The sequence below is a fragment of the Pirellula sp. SH-Sr6A genome (assembly GCF_001610875.1).
Taxonomy (GTDB): Bacteria; Planctomycetota; Planctomycetia; order Pirellulales; family Pirellulaceae; genus JBKCUI01.
In genome coordinates this window covers 6266082-6286097 of sequence record NZ_CP011272.1, presented here as the reverse complement: position 1 = coordinate 6286097, position 20016 = coordinate 6266082, and the positions used below count along the sequence as shown (strand labels likewise).

Here is a 20016-nt window from a genome sequence, read left to right as displayed (position 1 = left end):
CCTACAACGGCTTGATGCCTCAACCGGCTTGAGAGGAATGCGAATTTGTTAGAGGAAGCTAGCAAATTCGAACTGGGAGAGGCTTTTCGGTTATAGCGGATTGCGCGATAAACTTAAAGGTGACTCGCTGGCCCACCAAACAGACAGAACACTCGAGCGACGCTGCAAAACAGCAAACCCAGGCAAGATAGGCAAAATGAAGACTTCGAGAATGATCGCTTTTGCGTGCATGACTCTAATCGGATTGTCATGTTTCACAGCATGGGGCGGGGAGTGGACATCATTCCAGCTGCATCCGAGATCCTCTCTTCGCGGGATTTATCCGCTCGATAAAAACAATGTTTGGGTCTGCGGAAGCGAAGGTGTTGTGATTCGCTACTCGCGGCGAGATGAACAAGTCGTCTTGGGGCGCATTCAAGGACTAGAGCATTCCGAATTTCGTTCGATCCACGCGTGGGATGACCAGAACGCAATCGTCGCGACAGCAGGTCAACCGGCATGTCTTTACCGAACCATCGATGGAGGAGTGACGTGGCGCGAGGTGTATCGAAGCTCGAATCCAACCTCCTTCTTCAATGGCATGAAATTCTTAGGCCCAGAAAAAGGCGTCGTTTTCGGTGACCCTGTGGACGGGCGACTAGAGATCTTGGTAACCGTCGATAGAGGCAAGACGTGGACTCGGCTTCCTGCTGCAGCAACCCCGCTACTTCAACAAGGAGAGGCGGGGTTCGCTGCGAGCAATTCCAGCATGCTGCTATCGGAAGATTGGATCTGGGTTGGACTGGGTGGTACCGAGGGAGGAAACGCGTGCGTTCTTCAAGCACCCTCGAGCGATTTGCTCCCTCCAGGAACCAAACCTTCATGGAAACGAATCGAAGTTCGACCCCTATCGCGAAGTCCCAGTCGCGGCATCTTTTCTCTTTCCCGATCGGCCAACAAATTGATTGCGGTCGGGGGGGATTACAAACAACTGTTCGACCGACAAGGGACGTTGGGGATTTCGGATGATTTGGGGACCAGTTGGCGAGAAGCGAAAGGAACGGGTGTGAGAGGCTTTCGCTCATGCGTCGTTTACCATTCCGAATCATCGAGATGGATTTGCACCGGTCCCACAGGAACGGATATCAGTCGAGATGGCGAAACGTGGGCTCCTTTTTCGGAGCTTGGATTCCACACGCTAGGAATCGCCAAAGACGGAAGCCTCTGGGCAGCTGGAGCCGATGGGGCGGTAGGACAAGTCGATGCACCGACGTTGCTTCAAGCACTACCCAATTGAGTTCTTGGCTAACTCGCCCCTAACATACCCCGGATATAGGCCTTGAAGAGCAGCATGTCGTTTGGGGCATCCGGTCCGATAATCAAGGGACCTTTCTCAGGGGAAGTCCACAGCCCATGACTCCCTTGAACGAGTTCGGGTTCCAGTGGAATCACGTCCATTCGGTACCGGAACCCTAGTTTCTTTTGGGCGACACGCGCGATCGCTCTCAGTCGCGAAGTCATGAACAATTCGACCGGGTCGTATCCGGGTTTGCGATGGATGTCCACAGTTCTCGCGTAATCCGGGGCCCTCGCATCATCGAGCCAAAAGTAGTAATGGAACCAAGCATTCGGCTGTGCAAGTGCGATCCACTCTCCGCTTCGAGGATGCCCCAATCCGATCTCGGCGGGATCGACAACTTGTGCTACGCCATCGATGCTCTCCAAGCAACGCCGTACGGCCCCGCGATCGGCCGAGTTCTTCACGTAGATATGCGCCAGCTGGTGATCGACGACCGCGAAAGCTTTGGAATCGCCTGGCATCATCTGTTCTCCGAATGGTCCATCGCGAACCACGAGCCATCCATGCTCACGAAGGACTCGATTGATACCAACGGGCTTATCGACCGGAACGAGGCCATATTCCGACACCACAATGGGCGTCGCGCCGATGGAGTGGGCCGCCTCGATAACGATCTGGGCGCACTGATCGACCTCCCGGACTCGCTCGATACTCGGCGAAGCGAATCGCTGAAAGTCGTAGTCGAGATGGGGTAGGTAGGCTAACGTCAACGAAGGTTGCTTTTCTCGAAGAACGATGGCTGTTGCCTTGGCGATCCAGTCCGAAGCTGGCAACCCTGCGTTCGGGCCCCAGAACGAGAAAAACGGAAAGGGCCCGAGGTGTTCGACGAGCCTGCATTCCGTGTTGTCGAGGATGTCAAATACCTTCGAACCATCAGACCCGTAATGAGGTTTAGGAGTGGCGCCCCAGCGAACAGGGGCATGCTGGTTGAACCACCAAAACATCTTGGCCGTGTCGATACCGTCGTAAAGCAAGCGGTCCGACTGAATAAGATTCCGCGACTGTTGCCAAAACCGAACTTCGCCTGTTTCGCGAAAGTACCAGCCGTTCCCCACGATGCCATGGTCGGCTGGCAATTGGCCCGTCAGCATCGTGGCTTGCGAGGTGCAAGTGACCGCGGGAAGAGGAGGCTTCCAAGGAGTCGCGGATCCAAGCTTGGCAATATGCGGGGCGTGCGCCATCAAGTCAGGCGTCAGCCCAACAACATTGATGATACAGACCTTCTTAGGACTCAATACCAATTCCGTTTCCAGCTCGATCGCGTGCTATTTGTTCACGGGTTTGGGAACCGAATCGGAATAATAATCCTTTCCAATCATGGTCCCTCCATAGTACCCGCCGTATTGATAGGTAGCGCCGTACCCATAACCACCGTATCCCGATTGACCGTAGCCATAACCCGGAGTGCTGGAGTACGCGTCGTAACGATAACCTCCGTATCCATATCCGTTTCCACCGACTCCAATTCCGTTTACCACCACGCCAATCATGTTGGCGTTCATGGAATGGAGCATCTGAGATGCTCGGAGGGCAATCGGTTTGAGGTTTCGTCGGAGACGAACGGTCAAGATGACACCATCGACGTTGGTGGAAACCGCCGCAGGATCACTCACCACCAAAATTGGCGGAGTATCGACAATCACATAGTCAAACTTGTCCCGCAGTTCGGCGAGCAATTGATTGAAACGCTCGCTGGCCAATAGCTCGGCGGGATTCCCCGGCCGCCGACCGCATGTCACCGCAAAGAGGTTTTCGATCGTCGTGGTTTGAATCGCGTCATCCAACTCCGCTTTGCCTCCAATGACTTGCACGAGCCCTAAGTCTTCGCGCAGTCCAAAGATCTTAGCAACCCGCGGACGTCGGAAGTCGCAATCGACCAAACAGACACGGCGGCCCGATTGGGAAATGGAGACCGCGAGATTTGCCGCAATCGTCGACTTTCCATCGCCAGGCACAGGACTGGTCACTTGAATGACTTTGATCGACCCCTGGCTGCAAGTGAAAAAGAGGGCTGTTCGAATTCCGCGAAACGCTTCGCTCAATGCGGAGCGAGACTTGTGCAAGGTAACGATGGACGTGTCCACCTTCTCATCCACCCGTTTGGTCCGCGAGAGACTCGCCAGCGGCAGGTGACCGATGATCGGCATCCCAAGGTCCACGGCAATTTCATCCGGACTGCGGTAGGAACGATCTGCGAGCTCAAGCAAGTAAGCGATACCGCTGAACAGCGCTAATCCCAACATGGCCCCAATACCAAGATAGAGTTCGATGCGCGGACCGACGAATCCACCGAGGGACGAAACTTCCAAATCGGAAATCGTGGTTTGATTCGACTCCGTGCTGACCAACAATCGATTCAAAACTTCGCTGATCTCCTTCGAAGTCTTGCCGAGAGCTTCGAGTTCGGCGAGGTTCATCATAAAGTCGCCGATCAACTGGGCGTTGGCCTGCACCTTAACCTTGATCGACGCGATGTCCTCGAGAACCTTGTTTCTCTCGCGCTCTAATTTGGAAAGTTCTTCGGTAAGGGCTCCAAGCGAATTTTTGAGCTGGTTCTGAAGACTCGGGATGTCGCGCTGGTCGGATCCGATCAACAGCTTGACGTTTTCTTCCGCTTCCTGGAGAGCGGCTTTCTTTTCTGCCAGCTTCGCTTCGACTTCATCCAGACTGTTTCGCAGCACCTTCACGGTCGGATGCTGCTCGCCCCATGTGCTTAGCTCTTGCTTGAGCTTGATGCGAATGGGGATGACCTGCATATCCTCAAACTGACTCACCGCCGAGGCTAGGACTCGGACGTCGTTCTTCTCGTTGGCGATGTTGACCCCATCCAGTGGTGCCGCAAGGGTCCCTACTGCGGAGGACGCAATCAGACGGAGAGATTCTTCGATCGGTCTCCCGGCGTCTTGGGCGATGCGAATCTGTTCAAGCAACGATTCGACTCCCCGCTTCTTGCTATCGATCACCGCGACAGATTCTTCCATCGCGATCAGCTTCGAAGCCGATGGGTCCATTAGCTTTCCATCGACAAAGATCAAATCGGCATTCTGCCGAATCTTCTCGACGTCCTTCTGCACCTTCTCTTGACGCTTCAAATACGAATCGTTGTATTTGTTCAGGACGGTGACCGCGTCGTTGGAAGCGTCATTCAATTTCTTGGATGTATGGGCCTTGTAGCCTGCGACCACTGCCTGCAGGATCGTCCCAGAGAGTTCCGCGTCGTCGGTGGTAATACCGATCGCGATGATCTCGCTATTCGGGTCGGTAGAACCAAGCTTGACTTCAAGAACCTTTTTGTTCTTGATCCAACCAATGATCTCTTCTTTGCTTTTGCCAAGAAGTTTGCGGTGCTGGGTCAACTTGGCGGACTCAACCGCCTTTTCGATAACCGACAAACTGCGGATCACCACGAGCTCGTCGCTCTTCCCCTTGGTGTCCATCGGCATATTCATGTTGTCGATGGGGAGATTGCGCATAGGGCTCTGCACCTGCACGAGCGCCATCGCTTTGTACTGGGGCGGCATCTGGCCATAGACCAAATAGCCAACAGTGAGGCCGATGAAGGCCCCGAGAATGGGCAGCCATTTCCAGCGCCAAAGCACCTTCAGCAGATCGGGATTCGTCTGCTGTCGTTGACTTGGCTGATTCGGGAGCGATGGTTCGGACGGATTGCGGATGGCATCCATATTCAAAATTCTAATACTAGAGCCTTGGGGCAGTACATCCCTCTAGTTTACGCAGGCAGCATGTTCGATCCAGCTAATCGGGCTGATACTGAAGGAATTTCCCATTCGGATGGAACGGTCGTTGCATTGGTTCCGGATCTACCGGTGGTTTGCAGCGTTCTGATGGCGACTAAGGGTTCGAGGTGGCGTGGTTGGGTCCAACAATCGGTTCAAAAGCCAAACGGCCTTGGATTGCGCTGAGCCGGCGAGCTTGGACCTTGCAAGGCCCTAGACTGGATCTTTTAGGGCCCTAGCTTTGCCCTTATAGGGGCAGCGGACGAGTTGCGAAGATCCATTCTGGGATCGGCTCCCCCTGAATGAGTTGCTTCTCAACGAATGTAGGGATTTTGTCTGCTGTCATCTCAGCATACCAATGCCCTTCCGGATACACGACCAAGATGGGACCTTGCGTGCAAACCCGAAGGCAATGGACCTTGGTCCGAAAGCAGGCTTGGGGGGAATCGCTCAAGCTAAGATTGCGTCGTTTCAGCTCGTCTTTGAGCGCGTCCCAAGCTTTAGCCCCCTCGTTTCCCCTGCAGCAAGAATCCCCGGTGCATAGGAAAACGTGCCTTTTGGAATGTTCGAGGAAGAGCTTTGAAGCGGTTTCCGCAAGTTTCTGTCGATCCATCATCGGACCTTAGGGAGCGTCAGGTTTTGGCGGAGCGGCATCGTTCGTGGAAGTTTCCTCCGTTTTGGCACCCTCAGGAGGGGTGGTCGACTCCGTTGGAGTCCCCTCTGCCGCCCCGGTTGGGGCTACAGGTTCGCTGGGAGGGGTCACACCGGGCGTGGAAGGAAGAGGTGGCAAATCCAATGTAGGTTGGCTCGGAATTGCGGGCAGCTCGCCAGTGGGAGGAGCGATTGCGGGAGTTGCCTGACGGTTTTCTTTGAACCAGGTAATGAAGGTCTCTCCGTCTTTCGATTCCAGCCAATCGGCTCGCTTGGTCGCTTCGGCTTGGAATGCGTCGTCGACGCCGGTCAAACCCGATATTTTACGGTAGTGAGCGATCGCATCGTCTCGGTTCGCGAGCCCCTCGTTGGCTTGCGCAAGGCCAAAGTGGGTTCGTGCCAACAGGAGGGGATCACTACCTTTGCCGATTACCTTTTCGTACTCTGCGACAGCATTTTTGTAGTGTTGGTCTGCTACATCCCGGTTGGTAAAGACACTTTCGAGAGCTTTCGCCAGATGGGCGTCCCCGGCCGCTTGACGCGCCCAAAGGCCCGCGGGGGTGGAGGCAAAGTCATCTGCGATGCTTTCCAGATCGGAAGCATCGGTATCGCTGAAGTACAGTGCAGTCCAGCCTTCTGCGCTCTGTCCATTGCGAACGCTTTGATAAATCCCGTAGCCGAGTAGGCTCAACAATGCCAATACCACGACCGAGATTATCTGAGGCAGGACCTTTTTGGTTTTGATCAGAAAGTTTTCGATTTGATCAGCGAGAAGATTGGACTCTTGGATATTCTGCTGTTCGCTCTTCATGGCTACTTTTCAATCGCTGAACCGATAATGGAATCCCCAGCGGTCCATCGACCGTATGGCCGGGTCAGGGCACCGAATTGGGGCAGGGAAGCGGGAGAGTATAGGAGGCTCGTTCCGTTTTCTCAAGGTAGCTTCTCGGGTCGGGAGCGACGCGAGGGGTGGTGGTGGACCGGCGCGTGGCGTGGTATTCACTCGGGCTTTCATGGTCTATCGGGTGCGGATAGTATGTCTTCTTCCCTTTCGTTGACCTAAGCGAGGCCTTTCCCAAGATGTCTTCCGTCACGCAACCCACTGCGAGAGTACCTGCCAACTTGAGGCGGGTGAGCGGCATTCAAACGAACGTTTCCTTCGCCGACACCCAAGCCAATCTTGCGCGAATGCTGGACTGGCTGCAGAAGGACGAAGTTGCCGCGAGCGATTTGATCGTCTTTCCCGAGTGCATGCTGAGCGGCTATTGTTTCTCCAGTTACGACGAGGCATGGCCGCACGCGCAAAGCATACCTGGACCAGCGACCGATGCGATCGGCGACTGGTGCCGCCAGACCGGCAAATTTGTCGCCTTTGGTATGCTGGAGCGGGGGGCCGATGGGAAGCTATACAACAGCTGCCCTCTCGTCGGGCCCAACGGCGTTGTCGATTGTTATCGCAAAATCCATTTGCCTTATCTCGGAGTGGATCGTTTCACATCCATGGGGCAACAGCCCTATCGATCCTTTGATGCCGGGGGCTTGCGAGTCGGAGTTCACATTTGCTACGACGGATCCTTTCCGGAGTCGTCCCGGTGCTTGGCATTAGAAGGGGCTGATTTGCTCATCCTTCCAACGAACTGGCCACCGGGAGCGGACACCTTTGCCAAGTACTTGCCCAATGCCCGCGCTCTAGAGAACAACGTGTACTTCGTAAGCGTCAATCGGGTGGGGACCGAACGCGGTTTTCGTTTCATTGGTCAATCCCGATTTTGCGATCCCAATGGAAACCCTCTCGCGGACGCTCCTCACGAGGACGAATGCGTGCTCACTGCGGAGATCGATCTGTCGAAAGCGAGAAACAAGCGATTGGTTCGGGTCCCTCGCGAGCATGTGATCGATCGCTGGGCAGATCGACGTCCCGAAGCATACGGTGCAATCACCCGTCCCCACTCCTTGGTTCGCGATATCGAAGGCTGACGATTCATGGCATACGAGGAGTCACCTCCCCCTCTCCGATACTATGGTCCAGGCGATGCGCTCGGACTCGAACAAATCGGTGAGGTTTGGCAGCGGCGCGAACTGCTCTTCCGCTTTTTTCAGCGCGATTTGCTCATCCGCTATCGGCAAGTGGTCGTTGGGATTCTTTGGGTTCTCCTTCAACCTCTGTTGGGGGCGTTCATCTTTATGGGGCTTTTCTTTGTCCTGGGAACCAAAGCGTCAGGTTCCAGCGCTGCTTACCCCAATATCGTTCTCATTGGGATGCTTTGCTGGCAACTGGTAGCCAATGCACTCCGCGATGCGACCGGTTCTCTGGTCAATTACCGACATGTTGTGACCAAGATTTACTTTCCACGCCTTCTTCTACCACTGGCTGGGTTGATGTGCGCTGCCTTTGACTTCTTCATCGGCTGCACACTGTTGGTTCCGACTCTCTATTTCACAGGAGCTTCGGTGCAATGGTCGACGATTTGGATTTGTATTCCAATTGTCTTGTGGCTTCTCGTGTTTTGTGTTGGGTGCATCGCTTGGTTATCATCCCTCAACGCGCTATATCGCGATGTGGGTTACGCACTGCCGTTCGCGCTACAAATCGGTATGTTCCTTTCGCCCGTAGTCTATGATCTGGAGCGAGTCTCCACTTCGTTAGGGCCCTATTGGCAAACCGCATACGAAGCGAATCCGATCGCATCTTGCATCAGCTCGTTGCGATGGGCCATTCTCGGTACCCAACCGCCAAGCCTGCCGGGACTGATTCTCTCGATGTTTTTGACCGCCCTATTGTTCGTCACTGGGATGGCATGGTTTCGAATCGCCGATCGACAATTGGCAGATCGGATTTGATAATGCGAACCGTGCATCTCGATGGGGTAAGCAAACGATTTCGCCTAGGGGCTTCGAACGAATATGGCCGACTCACCGAGGTCTTCGCAAGCGCGATTCGGCGATGGGCATCACGAGGACCATCGCCGACGATCCCTTCTGCCTCGTCACGAAACGGCCAGATTCGAGACGGTTGGTTCTGGGCGCTCGAAGGTCTCGATTTGGAGGTTGGGCAAGGGGAGATTCTGGGAATCGTCGGGAGAAATGGGGCGGGGAAAAGCACCTTGCTCAAGCTGCTGGCGCGGATCATTACTCCTACCACCGGTCGTGTCGGAGTTCGGGGGCGGATCGGGAGTTTGCTCGAAGTCGGCACCGGCTTCCATCCTGAGCTGACAGGCCGTGAGAATGTCTATCTGAACGGATCCATTTTGGGAATGTCCCGGCGGGATATCAAAGCGCGGTTTGATGCCATCGTGGACTTCTCTGAAATCGGAGAGTTTTTGGACACTCCCGTCAAACGGTACTCCAGCGGCATGGCGGTGCGCTTGGCCTTTTCAGTCGCTGCTTATCTCGAACCGGATGTCCTCATTGTCGATGAAGTCCTGGCGGTGGGAGACCACGCGTTTCAACAAAAGTGCGTCCTCAAAGCGAAAGAGTTAGGCGAACAGGGGCGCACTGTACTGCTTGTTTCCCACAACCTCGCCTCCGTTGCCAACCTATGCACACGAGCCGTCTACCTTCGCGACGGAAAGCTCGTGATGGATAGCCGTCCCGATTCCGTCATCGAAGAGTACTTGAAGAGCTCGGTGGGGACATCAGGGGAAAAGCGCTGGGACCGGGGCGATGCGCCGCAGTCGTCCAGACTTTTACTGCGATCGGTTGCCATTCGAAGCGGGACGGGTGCCTCGGATGCTGCTTCGGAAGTAGATATCGATAGGCCGATTTGTATTTCGGTTGAATTCGAGGTCCTTCAAGAAGATGCGATGGTAACGGTCTCGCTCCGATTGAAAGACGAGACTGCGGTTAACATCCTTTGGACCGCGAATGCTCCGAGTATGTGCCAAAGACCCGATCCACTCTTCGGCAGACCTCTACCAAGAGGCATCTATCGTTCTGTCTGCACTCTCCCCTCGAATTTCTTGAACGACAATCGCTATTTCATTTCATTGGCACTCGGTGAAAAACCCGGCGATACCGAAATCGAACTAGATTCTGTCCTTTCATTCGTCGTCCACGATACGGGGGCGATGCGAAAGGAATATGCAGGCAGCTGGGCCGGCCCGATGATACGGCCTAGGTTGGATTGGAACTCGCAGTCGCTCGATCCGGTGCATCCCACTGCGGTGCATCCCACTGCAACGAGCGTTCCCAAAGATGTGCAGAGGATCGACTGATGTCGGAATTTTGGACTGGCAAAACAGCGGTCATTAGTGGAGGCTCGCGCGGTTTAGGATTGCATCTGGCGATGGAACTCGCGCGGCAGCAATCGCATTTGGTACTGATTGGAAGGGATGCGGATAACCTGAGACTGCAGCGCGATCGATTGCTACAAGCAGGCGCGATGACTGTCGATTCCTTCGCATGCGATGCGGCGGAGATCGATCTTCAAAGTGGGTTTCGAGAAAGACTGGAGCGATCTGGTGTGGATCTGTTGGTCAATGCGATCGGCGTCTCCGACCGCGGAATGCTTGATCAGCTGACGCGAGAGGATTTGCTAAATCAATTCAACACCAATGTCCTGGTCGGTTGGTCGGTGACGAAAAGCTGCCTTGTGCCTGTGACTCAAAACCAAGGCTGTATCGTCAACATCGGATCGTTGGCCGGGTTGATCGGCACACCCAACATGGGAGGTTATTGCGTGACCAAATTCGCATGGACGGCCCTTACCAGGCAATGGCGGATGGAGCTGAAGGAGAGGGGAGTGCACGTCCTCTTGGTCGCACCCGGTCCGATTGCGAGAGACGACAGCGATCATCGTTACGACGCATTGCTCGCTCAGCGTGGAATCCAACAAAAGGGAGCGAGCAAACCCGGGGGCGGCGCTAAACTCCGACGTATTGACCCGGTTTGGCTCAGTCAACGTATTCTGGTGGCGGCAGCGAAGCGAGAACGTGAACTCATCGTTCCTTGGAAGGCGAGAATTGTGATCGGCCTTTTCGCGTTTGCCCCCGGCCTTGCTGAGTATCTTCTCCGTCGCAGTCTCCATCGCGATTAAGACTGCAAGGCACTTTCCCCACTGCCGAATCAATGCGACAATCTCGTCTGGATTGGGTCGCAATGGATGACATCGAGAAACATCGAAGGGTGAGGAATGATGCGATACGCATGGGGGATTTTACTACTGCTCACCTTTTCGTCTGTGTCGGTGGACGCTCAAGACAAGAGTGTGAAGCCGGGTATCAATGACAGTTTTCGGGACCCCAAAGTGGACGATTTCGTCGAACGCTTCGAGGTCGAGAGTCGCGAGGTCTACGCGAAGCGGAAGGAAATTGTCCAAGCGTTGAAGCTGGCGCCGGGTTCCACCATTGCAGACGTAGGGGCCGGCACCGGATTGTTTACGCAGCTGTTCGCCAAAGCTGTCGGTGAGATTGGGAATGTGATTGCCGTCGATATCTCGCAGAATTTTTTGGATCACATTGCCGCTACCTGCAAAGAAAAGAAGCTCAATCAGGTGGTTGGAATTCTTTGCACTGCCGACGACACCAAATTGCCCGAAAACTCGGTCGACGCCGTATACATCTGTGATACGTATCACCATTTTGAGTTTCCCCTCAAAACGATGGCATCGATTCGCCGGGCCATGAAGCCGGGGGCCAGGCTATATGTGATCGACTTTATTCGAATCGAAGGGGAGAGCAGTGAATGGACGTTGAGCCACGTGCGCGCGGGGCAAGAGGTTTTTGAAAAGGAAATCCTCTCCTGTGGATTCAAGAAAGTCGGCGATCACTCAAAAATCCTCAAAGAGAATTACTTCCTTGTGTTTGAAAAAACCGAGTGAGTCCCTTGAGAAGGGAGAATCGCGCTTTCTGATAATGTCCGCGAACCTGCCTCGCCTCGGAGTGTCTTTTCGGTGAGCGAACGGGGCGGCCCCATCGGCTATCGCGTGAATACGGTAGGATTTTTGTAGGTTGCCAGAGCGTTCTTGAGGCAAAGCCGTGGTCTCCCACGGGTGATTTAATTCCCCCGCCAGAACCCAGCTCGGGCCCTGTAGAGTATACTTCCATGAAGGTTGTCGGGTTTCGGCGACCAAGATCCTGTTCCGTCTGTCTATCGTCTTCGGAGAATCTCAGTCTTTGCAAACGCACGATCGATCTGAAAGTTTGGCCAGCGAGAGGAGTGTGCTGGCGCGACTTATCCTCCCCAATGATTTCGAGTCCGAGGATCCTTTTGATGAACTTCGAGGATTGGCGACGACCGCCGGGACCACGGTTGTGGGAACGGTTCTTCAACGAAAAGACCATCCAGACCAAACGACTTATCTCGGCAAGGGGAAAGTCCAAGAGCTCAAGGCGATGCTGGAGATGCACGACGCGGATGTAGTGCTGTTCGACAACGATCTGAACCCAGCTCAAACACGGAATTTGGAAAAGGCCTTGAATGTGAAGGTCTTGGATCGCTCCGAGTTGATCCTGGATATCTTCGCGAGCAACGCGAGGACACACGAAGCGCGTCTGGCCGTGGAGCTCGCTCAATTGGAGTACTCTCTTCCACGTTTGAAACGGATGTGGACGCACTTGTCGCGTCAAACCATGGGAGTTGGGATGCGGGGCCCCGGGGAGAAGCAGTTGGAAGTGGACCGACGCTTGGCCGAGAAACGGGTACACGATCTCAAATTGGAGCTCGCCAAAGTTGAGCGTCGCAAGGAGCGAGAGGTAGCGTCGCGTCGTGGAATGTATAGTGTCTCGTTAGCGGGTTACACCAATGCGGGAAAAAGCACGTTGATGAATGCGTTGACCGACGCAGGTGTCGAAGCGGTGGATAAACTTTTTGCCACCTTAGACACACGAACGCGTCGATGGATGCTGCCCGGCTGGGGTCCCGTATTGTTAAGCGATACGGTTGGATTCATTCGTGATCTACCCCACCGCCTGATCGCGAGCTTCCGCGCGACCTTGGAAGAGACTCGTCAAGCGGATCTCCTCCTCCATGTTGCGGATGCCAGCAACCCGAATGTGCTCCACCAAATTTCATCGGTTTACAAAGTCCTGCAAGAAATTGGGATCGATGAAAAAGACACGCTGCTCGTACTGAACAAAATCGATTGCGAGGGAGCGAGCGAACGCGCCGAACTGGTGAAATCGCGATATCCGAATGCGATTCTCATCTCCGCCAAAAGCGGGATCGGATTGTCTCAATTCTCCATCGCCGTGAGCGACGCATTGACAAAGCACTTTGCCGAGTTGGAAGTCAAACTTCCGCTTGACGATGGAAAGACGATGGCATGGTTGGCACAACATGCAGAAATCATTTCGAAGCAATACAACGATGACTTCGCCATCATCCACTGTCGATTGCCGGTGGGTGCGGGAGGCAAATTGGCTTCGCAAGGAGTCGATTTGCGTGTGATCGCCGGACAGTTGCCTGTCGCGAGCGAATCCAAAGGCCCAGATCGTGCAACCTATGTCCCGGTCCCGTTGGAAGAGACGCCAACCAGCGGATCCCAGAATGTCGGCGAAGTAGCTTGATGGGAGTTCGATCGCTTTGCGACGTTCACTGATCGATGCCAAGGTGCTCGTTACTGGCGGTTCCAGTGGAATTGGTCGAGCCCTGTGTAAGAAACTTGTTCAGCGCGGGGCCCATGTCCTCGCAACTGCTCGGCGAGAAGATCGCCTGCAGGACTTGGAACGGGAGTGCAGACAGGGCCCTGGTTCGATTCAAACGCTCACGGGTGATCTGGCCGACCCACTCCACCGACATGCCGTGATTGACTGGATCGACGGACATTGGCGAAAACTGGATGTGCTCGTCAATAACGCGGGTGCAGGGGCGATAGGCCGTTTTGAACAAGCGGGCGAAGAGCGGCTTAGGCGGATTATGGAGATCAATTTCTTCGCCCCCGCCGAACTCACTCGCGAATGCTTGCCCTGGCTGCGTGCCGCCTGCGCGTCAAAGAGGAGGCCCGCGATCTTGAACATAGGATCCGTTCTTTCCCATCGCGCAGTTCCACTCAAGAGCGAGTACTGCGCGGCCAAGTTCGCGATGCGAGGGTGGAGCGAAGCGTTGCGAGTGGAACTCGTCGCTGAACGAATCGATGTCCTGATGCTAAGTCCGAGTACCACCAAGAGCGAATTCTTCGACTCCCTCCTCGAATCCACACCCGGACAAAAATCACCGTCTGTGGGAAGCATGTCGGCCGATCAAGTTGCCGAGGAGGCGATACGGGTCCTGATCCGATCCAAACGAGAAAGAATTCTTAGCTGGGGTGGGCGTATGCTCGTTTGGTTAGGAAGGTTTTTCCCCAGACTTACCGATTGGTTTTTGGAGCGATTTGCAATTCCTAAACCTAACGCGTGATCGCACCCGAAATTGCCAACCCACGGGTGCGTTCCACCGATTCTTCCACCTGCCGTGCGACTGACGAAGCGAGTCGATGGCAACCGGCATCGAAAAGGCTCGCATTCGCCCCCTGGATTCCCACCGCAGCGAGGAACCATCGTTTCTGCAGAAGCGGGTGCAAGCAAGCCTCTGCACCGAAGTGCTTTTGCATTGAACTCCTCGCCGCGGTGGATGCGACGTCACAGGTATCGGACCGAAGAACGCCCGTCCGAGAAACGGAGGGAGGCTCTAACGGTTCCGAGAATCTACCTGTGCGCTCTGCGCCGTTCTGCACGCCGATCGATCGCCAACGCAATACGATCGCAGACGCGATCGACTAAGGCGTGAATGTGAACGTCTTTGTCTTCGACCACCAATGTTTCGTTGCGTGCCATTCGAACGACGACGCGACAAGCCTTATCCTCTCCGCCTCGGTTCGGGCCGTTTTCGTCGAACAAAAGAACGCGAACACTCTGCCCCCGATGTCCCAGGCGCGAGACAGCACTTTCCAGCTTTGTCTCAACCCAACTCTTGAGCGATTCCGTCATCCGAATTCCGCGAGCATGCACAGAGATAGCCATAGCATAACCTTTCGACACATTGGTGAGGTCGGAGACCGCTCCGAGTACCCATTCCGAATGGGGAGCGGGAATCCAACAAAGATCACATACCCAATACTACGGCATTCTGGATCGTGAGTTATACTAAAAAAACGACATCGACCGTTAAATAAAAGTTAACACTATGGAATGGCTCAACTACCACCATCTTTTTTACTTTTGGACCGCAGCGCGCGAAGGTTCCATGACCAAGGCGGCGCAGAAGATGCACGTCACTCCCGCGACGCTGAGTATTCAGATTCGTGAGTTGGAGAAGTCGGCAGGTTGCCAGCTTCTGAAGAAATCGGGGAGAGGGATCGCGCTGACCGACATGGGCGAGACGGTATATCGTTACGCAAGCGATATCTTTGCCTTGGGCGAAGAGCTCAAAGGAGCGGTTCGGGGTCAGCCTGCTGGCCATCCGCTTCTTTTAAGAGTGGGCGTTAAAGATGCGATGCCCAAACTGCTTGCGTACAAATTTCTGGAAAAGGGGCTTGGGAGCGACCAGCCGATCCGCGTGATCTGCCGCGAAGGGGATGTCGACAAGTTGGTAAGCGAATTGGCAGTGCACCGACTTGATGTTGTTCTCTCCGACACCCCGTTAGACCCGAGCATGAAGTTCCGGGTTTACTCGCATTTGCTTGAAGAATCAACGGTGACACTTGTAGGGGTCCCCAAATTGGTGAGCCGGTATCGAAAGAACTTCCCCGAAAGCCTGAACCAGGCTCCGTTCATCCTTCCTACCGTCGACACCGTGTTGCGGAGAAATCTGGATCAATGGTTTACCGAAACAGGGATTAAACCGACGATTCGAGGAGAGTTTGAAGACGCAGCCATGCTCAAAATTGCGGGTGAATCGGGGATGGGAATCTTTGGAATTCCGACCATGATCCTTTCCGAGGTAAGCAAGCGTTACGGGGTTCGTGTTATCGGCGAAACTCCCATTGTTGAGCGCTACTACGCGTTGTCGGTGGAGCGAAAAATCGAGCATCCTGCCGTCCTCTTGATCACGCACTAGTGACGCTGTTTCTGCTAGACTGCACCGTTGTTGCCTCTCGCCCAATCCAATCTTATTTCGTCGCCAAGGAGCCTTTGCGATGACCAATCTCTCCATGCGGTCCGAACAGAACAACCGATACGCTTTGGCAATGCGATTGCGCGTTCTAGTATGGGCCTTGCCTTTCGTTTTTCTCAACAATGCGAGGACTTTGGCCGGGGAAACTTTTGTCGAACCTCGCCAGGCCGGAATTTTGTTTGAGGTTCAAGGTGAGTACCTTGGCGTCGTGGACGCGTGGGATGGGAATTGGGGTGCGCAAGTCGTTGCGGTAGGAACGAACAATCTAAACGTCCATCTTCTCAAGGGGGGGCTCCCCGGAGCGGGGGCAAAATCCTCCAACCCAGATAAGAAAATGGAGCTGGCTTTAGATCCTAAAAACAAACGAGCTTCGGGGGAGAGCGAAGGAGTCACTTGTTCGATTGAAAACGGGAAACTCACTCTCGAAATCGGCACCTCCGATGAACCCAAAAAACGCGCAACGCTGACCAAGGTTATCCGCGAAAGCAAGACCCTGGGTGCTCAGCCCCCATCGGAAGGGATCGTTCTTTATCGTGACGACAAAACGAACGACTTCCGAGGCGCGAAGCCGTCGGAGTATGGTCTTGGCGTGGGAGGCACATCGGAAAAGACATTTGGTGACCACCGCTTGCACATCGAGTTCCGCACCCCTTTTCAGCCAAGCGATTCCGGGCAAGGTCGCGGTAACAGCGGCGTCTACGTCCAAGGGAGATACGAGGTCCAAGTCTTGGATTCGTTCGCACTGGCGGGGGCGGACAACGAATGCGGTGGTATCTATCGAATGGCAAAGCCCTCGATCAACATGTGTTATCCGCCGCTGAGTTGGCAAACCTACGACATCCGCTTCACCGCCGCTCGCTATGATGAGAAGGGTAAAAAGACAAAGAACGCGAGAATACGAATAGAACACAATGGAGTGGTGATTCACGAGGATCTGGAATTAACAGGCGGTACCCCAGGGAATCTCCCTGAAGGCCCTGGACCTGGCCCTCTCTTCCTGCAAGACCACGGGAACCCCGTAGTGTTTAGAAACATCTGGGTAGTCCCCACAAAAGACTAAGGGCTATACTCAACCTATGGACACTCATGAATCGACCACGACACCTTCACCGGCCGCGATGGGCAGCAAGACCTTGTCGAGGTATTCCGATACCGATTCGCTATTTGTCAAAGTGGAAGCCCCTGTTACGGGAAGCAAACCACCGGTGATTCCACTTGTTCGGTTCCAGCAACTCGAACAAGAGATCCGGCATGCCCCTGCGGTTGCAGGTCCTTATGAAGAATTGGCAACAATCTATCTGCAGACGGAGCGATGGACCGACGCGCGTCGCGTTCTCGACGCAGGGATTAAGAACTGTCCTGAGCATGAGCCGATTGTTCGCATGCATGAGGATCTGCAATTAACTCTCGCGACGCAATTGCTGGATGCGGCCAAGAAAGAAGCAGCACAATCACCTAGCGACAAGGCGCGATACGACTTGGAGCAGGCCGAGATCAACTTGCTTAACGAGAGAATCCGCGTCTGCCGGGATCGTTTCGCTCGCCATCCGGACCAAACCGAAATCCTTATCACGCTGGGAATCGCGTTGAGGCAGAGCAAACGATTCGAAGAGGCGATCGAGGTGTTGCAAGTGGCTTCGCGCGAACTCGCGTTGCGGGCGCGCGCCTCGCTGCAAATGGCCATGAGCTACCAATCTCTTGGAAAGCCACTGGACGCTCTTTCCCAATTTCGACGCGCGGCGCTTTTTAGGTCCCCACCTCCCGATCCAAAGGTCGCCATGACGGCACTCGAGCTGGCTTCAAAGCTGGCCGAAGAGGTCGGATTGATTGACTCGGCCATCTATTACTTATCGGAATTGGCCAAACAGGCACCGAAGGATTCGGTTGCGATCGAAAAGAAGATCGACACGCTCCGCACGCTATTGCCCGTGCCACCACAGCCGTCCCCGTCATCTGCCACACGTCGCGAGTGACTCGAATGGATTCAAAGTCAGGGGAGTCGCACGCGCGACCTTCTATCGGATTGATATCGCTCCTATGCTTGGTCATCGGCAACATGATTGGCACCGGGGTCTATGTGTCGAGCGGCTACTCGTTGGCAGATTTGAAGGATGCTCGGTACGTCCTTCTAGTCTGGTTGATCGCTGGGATTCACGCGATGTGCGGAGCCGTCGCTTACGCCGCCGCAGCGCGACGGCTTCCTGTTTCGGGTGGGGAGTATGCGATGCTCTCCCGTTGGGTCCACCCTGCGATTGGATTCTTGGCCGCTTGGATTTCCGTCATCGCAGGCTTCGCGGCTCCCATAGCATTGTCCGGCAAATTGCTCGGTGTTTATTTGCTCAAGTCGATCGATCTTTCCCAGCTTTCCTTCGTCAGTGCGGATCGGACCACGCTAGAACTGTGTACCGCAACCGCTGTGATTCTGATTGCGACGGGATTGCATGCCGTCCGTTTGGGTTGGAATGCTACGGCGAATAATGCGGTGGTCGCGATCAAGCTGCTGGGGCTCTTGGTTTTTATCATCTGGGGACTTTCCCATTTGATTACCAAGGGAGAGTCCGGGGTAATGGGCACCGGTGCATCGGAAAGTTCGGCGTTACAACTTCTTTGGGGCATTCTCGCGTCCCTTTATTTTACAACCCTATGCTACACGGGTTTCAACGCCAGTATTTACCTTGCAGGAAGCCTAACTCACCCATCGGAAAAAAGCATCATTCCCCATGGCCCTACGAAGCGATGCGTCGATAGCCCTTTCGATTCGACGGGAGATCTTGCAACCCACCCGGTCATCGGGCGCTCGATGGTGTGGGCTTGTTTGATCGTGACGGGGCTCTATTTGGTGCTAAATACGATTTTCCTTTACTCCATTCCGGCGCAGAAGATCGTGGAGGCAGGAGAGTCGTTTGTGGGGACAGTCGCTCGACAAATCGGCGGGACGTTTTTGGAGCGTCTCATGAATTGGGTGATCATCCTATCGACAGCGACCAGTGTTCTCGCAATGACCATTACGGGCCCCCAAGTCCTACTGCAACTGGCGCGCGACTACCGAATTGGTTCCCAAGGATGGGGAGAAAGCCCAGGGGCAACCCATGCCGCCCTCGTCCTTCAGGCCTCCATCACCCTGCTGTTCGTTTGGTCTACTAGCATTCGAGGAGTCGCTACGTATCTCGGACTCACCTTAACCGTTTGCGGAGCGCTCGCGATTGCGAGTTTGATAATCGCTGCATGTAGAAGGCGCTCGTCTCTTCCCGCTCTAACTCCGTTGGAAATGGCTTGCAGCTCCGTTTACGTCCTGGGTGCGATCGCGTTGATATGCGCTGGATATTGGTTGGTTCCCAGGGAGTTTTTGGCGAGCGCGGTTACTTTCGGGGCCGGGATTCTGTTGTATGTCGTCGCGAAGCTTTATCGATTGCGAAGAATTCCGAGGACTTAGGTCGGCCGAGCCGCATGTTGCAATCGTTTGGTCACGGGCCCGATAACTCATCCCATTTGCACCGTCCCTTTCTAGAACCAAGTGCGATGCGATTCTATTCGAACAATCCTGCTTAAAACAAACCACGCCACGGAAAACGCTGCGATGGAAAAAGCCCAGCATTGGGAAAATGTTTATCAGACCAAAAAACCGACCCAAGTCAGTTGGTATGAGGCTGAGCCAAATGTATCGATGAACTTGATACTCCAGTCGGCAGGTACAACCCGAGGGAGGATCATCGATATTGGAGGAGGACAATCCCTATTGGTGGACCGATTACTCGACGCTGGTTTCCAGCATGTCACAGTTCTAGACATTTCACCCACTGCGATCTCTGCCACCAAGAGTCGTTTAGGGGAGCAAGCGAAAAAGGTGAACTGGATGGTGGCGGATATCACCGCTGTCAAGTCGCTAGGCGAGTTTGACATCTGGCACGATCGTGCCGTATTGCATTTCTTGACCGACGCAGAGGATCAACTTCTGTACGTGGATTTGTTAAAGCGAACCCTTGCGCCTCGCGGGTACTTCATCGTCGGTGCCTTTGCGAAAGGTGGTCCGGAAAAGTGTAGTGGCTTACCGGTTCAACAAGTCGACGAACAATCGATGCAAGAGTTGCTAGGAAGTGATTTCCGGCTTGTTCAGAGCCTCCTTCACTTGCACACTACGCCCACTTCGAACCCCCAGCATTTTTATTACGGCGTCTTCCAGCGAATCTGAAGCGATTCAAAAACAGTTTCTTCCCAAGAGGGATACCAGTCACCTAGCTTCGGTGGGGAAGCGCAACTTTT

The 20016-nt window shown here is 54.5% G+C and carries 18 protein-coding genes; 13 read left to right on the top strand and 5 right to left on the bottom strand.

From position 1 onward, the window contains the following. Window positions 1-196: 196 nt before the first annotated feature. Window positions 197-1276 (top strand): hypothetical protein, encoded by a 1080-nt coding sequence (locus tag VN12_RS24460; protein WP_146679518.1) that lies wholly within the window; start codon window positions 197-199, stop codon window positions 1274-1276. Window positions 1277-1284: 8 nt separating this feature from the next. On the opposite strand, the gene VN12_RS24455 is transcribed toward VN12_RS24460, so the two are convergent. From VN12_RS24455 to VN12_RS24445, 3 genes are all read right to left on the bottom strand, one after another. Beyond that, a complete protein-coding gene (locus VN12_RS24455) occupies window positions 1285-2574 on the bottom strand; it encodes an alkaline phosphatase family protein (protein WP_240491258.1) in 1290 nt (429 codons plus the stop codon). A gap of 30 nt (window positions 2575-2604) precedes the next feature. Next, entirely contained in the window at window positions 2605-5022 is a 2418-nt protein-coding gene (locus VN12_RS24450; protein ID WP_146679517.1) for a polysaccharide biosynthesis tyrosine autokinase, read from the bottom strand. 676 nt (window positions 5023-5698) lie between these two features. Further along, window positions 5699-6538: a tetratricopeptide repeat protein gene (locus VN12_RS24445; RefSeq protein WP_146679516.1), complete on the bottom strand. Its 840-nt coding sequence runs from the start codon at window positions 6536-6538 to the stop codon at window positions 5699-5701. Between the two features lie 269 nt (window positions 6539-6807). Here VN12_RS24445 and VN12_RS24440 point away from each other — a divergent pair, with 269 nt between their 5' ends. From VN12_RS24440 to VN12_RS24410, 7 genes are all read left to right on the top strand, one after another. Continuing rightward, complete coding sequence (locus VN12_RS24440) at window positions 6808-7704, top strand: carbon-nitrogen hydrolase family protein (RefSeq protein WP_146679515.1); 897 nt, start codon at window positions 6808-6810, stop codon at window positions 7702-7704. A gap of 6 nt (window positions 7705-7710) precedes the next feature. Beyond that, window positions 7711-8568, top strand: a complete 858-nt coding sequence (locus VN12_RS24435) for an ABC transporter permease (protein WP_146679514.1) — start codon at window positions 7711-7713, stop codon at window positions 8566-8568. A gap of 2 nt (window positions 8569-8570) precedes the next feature. Beyond that, window positions 8571-9941: an ABC transporter ATP-binding protein gene (locus VN12_RS24430; RefSeq protein ID WP_168164623.1), complete on the top strand. Its 1371-nt coding sequence runs from the start codon at window positions 8571-8573 to the stop codon at window positions 9939-9941. Beyond that, window positions 9941-10762, top strand: coding sequence for an SDR family NAD(P)-dependent oxidoreductase (locus tag VN12_RS24425; RefSeq protein WP_146679512.1), 822 nt, complete (start codon window positions 9941-9943; stop codon window positions 10760-10762). Before VN12_RS24430 ends, VN12_RS24425 begins: the two co-directional genes overlap by 1 nt. Before the next feature lie 96 nt (window positions 10763-10858). Next, on the top strand, window positions 10859-11545 hold the full coding sequence (locus tag VN12_RS24420; RefSeq protein WP_146679511.1) for a class I SAM-dependent methyltransferase: 687 nt from the start codon (window positions 10859-10861) through the stop codon (window positions 11543-11545). A 295-nt stretch (window positions 11546-11840) separates the two neighbouring features. Further along, window positions 11841-13232 (top strand): GTPase HflX, encoded by a 1392-nt coding sequence (gene hflX, locus VN12_RS24415; protein WP_146679510.1) that lies wholly within the window; start codon window positions 11841-11843, stop codon window positions 13230-13232. Between the two features lie 16 nt (window positions 13233-13248). Then, window positions 13249-14061 carry an SDR family NAD(P)-dependent oxidoreductase gene (locus tag VN12_RS24410; RefSeq protein ID WP_146679509.1) on the top strand — a complete coding sequence of 271 codons (813 nt, stop codon included), beginning with the start codon at window positions 13249-13251 and terminating at the stop codon, window positions 14059-14061. Here the strand turns inward: VN12_RS24410 and VN12_RS24405 are convergent. Together VN12_RS24405 and VN12_RS24400 are read right to left on the bottom strand one after the other, a co-directional pair. After that, on the bottom strand, window positions 14051-14254 hold the full coding sequence (locus VN12_RS24405) for a hypothetical protein (protein ID WP_146679508.1): 204 nt from the start codon (window positions 14252-14254) through the stop codon (window positions 14051-14053). The two genes, VN12_RS24410 and VN12_RS24405, sit on opposite strands and share 11 nt — an antisense overlap. A 94-nt stretch (window positions 14255-14348) precedes the next feature. Next, entirely contained in the window at window positions 14349-14663 is a 315-nt protein-coding gene (locus tag VN12_RS24400; RefSeq protein ID WP_146679507.1) for an HPF/RaiA family ribosome-associated protein, read from the bottom strand. Window positions 14664-14826: 163 nt separating this feature from the next. Between VN12_RS24400 and VN12_RS24395 the strand changes: the two genes are divergently transcribed. From VN12_RS24395 to VN12_RS24375, 5 genes are all read left to right on the top strand, one after another. Further along, on the top strand, window positions 14827-15699 hold the full coding sequence (locus VN12_RS24395; protein ID WP_146679506.1) for a LysR family transcriptional regulator: 873 nt from the start codon (window positions 14827-14829) through the stop codon (window positions 15697-15699). Window positions 15700-15778: 79 nt separating this feature from the next. Continuing rightward, entirely contained in the window at window positions 15779-16816 is a 1038-nt protein-coding gene (locus tag VN12_RS24390) for a DUF1080 domain-containing protein (RefSeq protein WP_146679505.1), read from the top strand. A gap of 16 nt (window positions 16817-16832) precedes the next feature. Next, on the top strand, window positions 16833-17729 hold the full coding sequence (locus tag VN12_RS24385) for a tetratricopeptide repeat protein (RefSeq protein ID WP_146679504.1): 897 nt from the start codon (window positions 16833-16835) through the stop codon (window positions 17727-17729). A 5-nt stretch (window positions 17730-17734) separates the two neighbouring features. Continuing rightward, a complete protein-coding gene (locus tag VN12_RS24380; protein ID WP_146679503.1) occupies window positions 17735-19189 on the top strand; it encodes an APC family permease in 1455 nt (484 codons plus the stop codon). Window positions 19190-19333: 144 nt separating this feature from the next. After that, window positions 19334-19945: a class I SAM-dependent methyltransferase gene (locus VN12_RS24375; RefSeq protein WP_146679502.1), complete on the top strand. Its 612-nt coding sequence runs from the start codon at window positions 19334-19336 to the stop codon at window positions 19943-19945. Window positions 19946-20016: the final 71 nt, after the last annotated feature.

What these genes read in the sequence shown, in the direction of transcription:
- VN12_RS24460 (WP_146679518.1), top strand. Translation starts at nt 197, where the DNA reads ATGAAGACTTCGAGAATGATCGCTTTTGCGTGCATGACTCTAATCGGA.
- VN12_RS24450 (WP_146679517.1), bottom strand. Translation starts at nt 5,022, where the DNA reads ATGGATGCCATCCGCAATCCGTCCGAACCATCGCTCCCGAATCAGCCA.
- VN12_RS24445 (WP_146679516.1), bottom strand. Translation starts at nt 6,538, where the DNA reads ATGAAGAGCGAACAGCAGAATATCCAAGAGTCCAATCTTCTCGCTGAT.
- VN12_RS24440 (WP_146679515.1), top strand. Translation starts at nt 6,808, where the DNA reads ATGTCTTCCGTCACGCAACCCACTGCGAGAGTACCTGCCAACTTGAGG.
- VN12_RS24435 (WP_146679514.1), top strand. Translation starts at nt 7,711, where the DNA reads ATGGCATACGAGGAGTCACCTCCCCCTCTCCGATACTATGGTCCAGGC.
- VN12_RS24430 (WP_168164623.1), top strand. Translation starts at nt 8,571, where the DNA reads ATGCGAACCGTGCATCTCGATGGGGTAAGCAAACGATTTCGCCTAGGG.
- VN12_RS24425 (WP_146679512.1), top strand. Translation starts at nt 9,941, where the DNA reads ATGTCGGAATTTTGGACTGGCAAAACAGCGGTCATTAGTGGAGGCTCG.
- VN12_RS24420 (WP_146679511.1), top strand. Translation starts at nt 10,859, where the DNA reads ATGATGCGATACGCATGGGGGATTTTACTACTGCTCACCTTTTCGTCT.
- VN12_RS24405 (WP_146679508.1), bottom strand. Translation starts at nt 14,254, where the DNA reads ATGCAAAAGCACTTCGGTGCAGAGGCTTGCTTGCACCCGCTTCTGCAG.
- VN12_RS24400 (WP_146679507.1), bottom strand. Translation starts at nt 14,663, where the DNA reads ATGGCTATCTCTGTGCATGCTCGCGGAATTCGGATGACGGAATCGCTC.
- VN12_RS24395 (WP_146679506.1), top strand. Translation starts at nt 14,827, where the DNA reads ATGGAATGGCTCAACTACCACCATCTTTTTTACTTTTGGACCGCAGCG.
- VN12_RS24390 (WP_146679505.1), top strand. Translation starts at nt 15,779, where the DNA reads ATGACCAATCTCTCCATGCGGTCCGAACAGAACAACCGATACGCTTTG.
- VN12_RS24385 (WP_146679504.1), top strand. Translation starts at nt 16,833, where the DNA reads ATGGACACTCATGAATCGACCACGACACCTTCACCGGCCGCGATGGGC.
- VN12_RS24380 (WP_146679503.1), top strand. Translation starts at nt 17,735, where the DNA reads ATGGATTCAAAGTCAGGGGAGTCGCACGCGCGACCTTCTATCGGATTG.
- VN12_RS24375 (WP_146679502.1), top strand. Translation starts at nt 19,334, where the DNA reads ATGGAAAAAGCCCAGCATTGGGAAAATGTTTATCAGACCAAAAAACCG.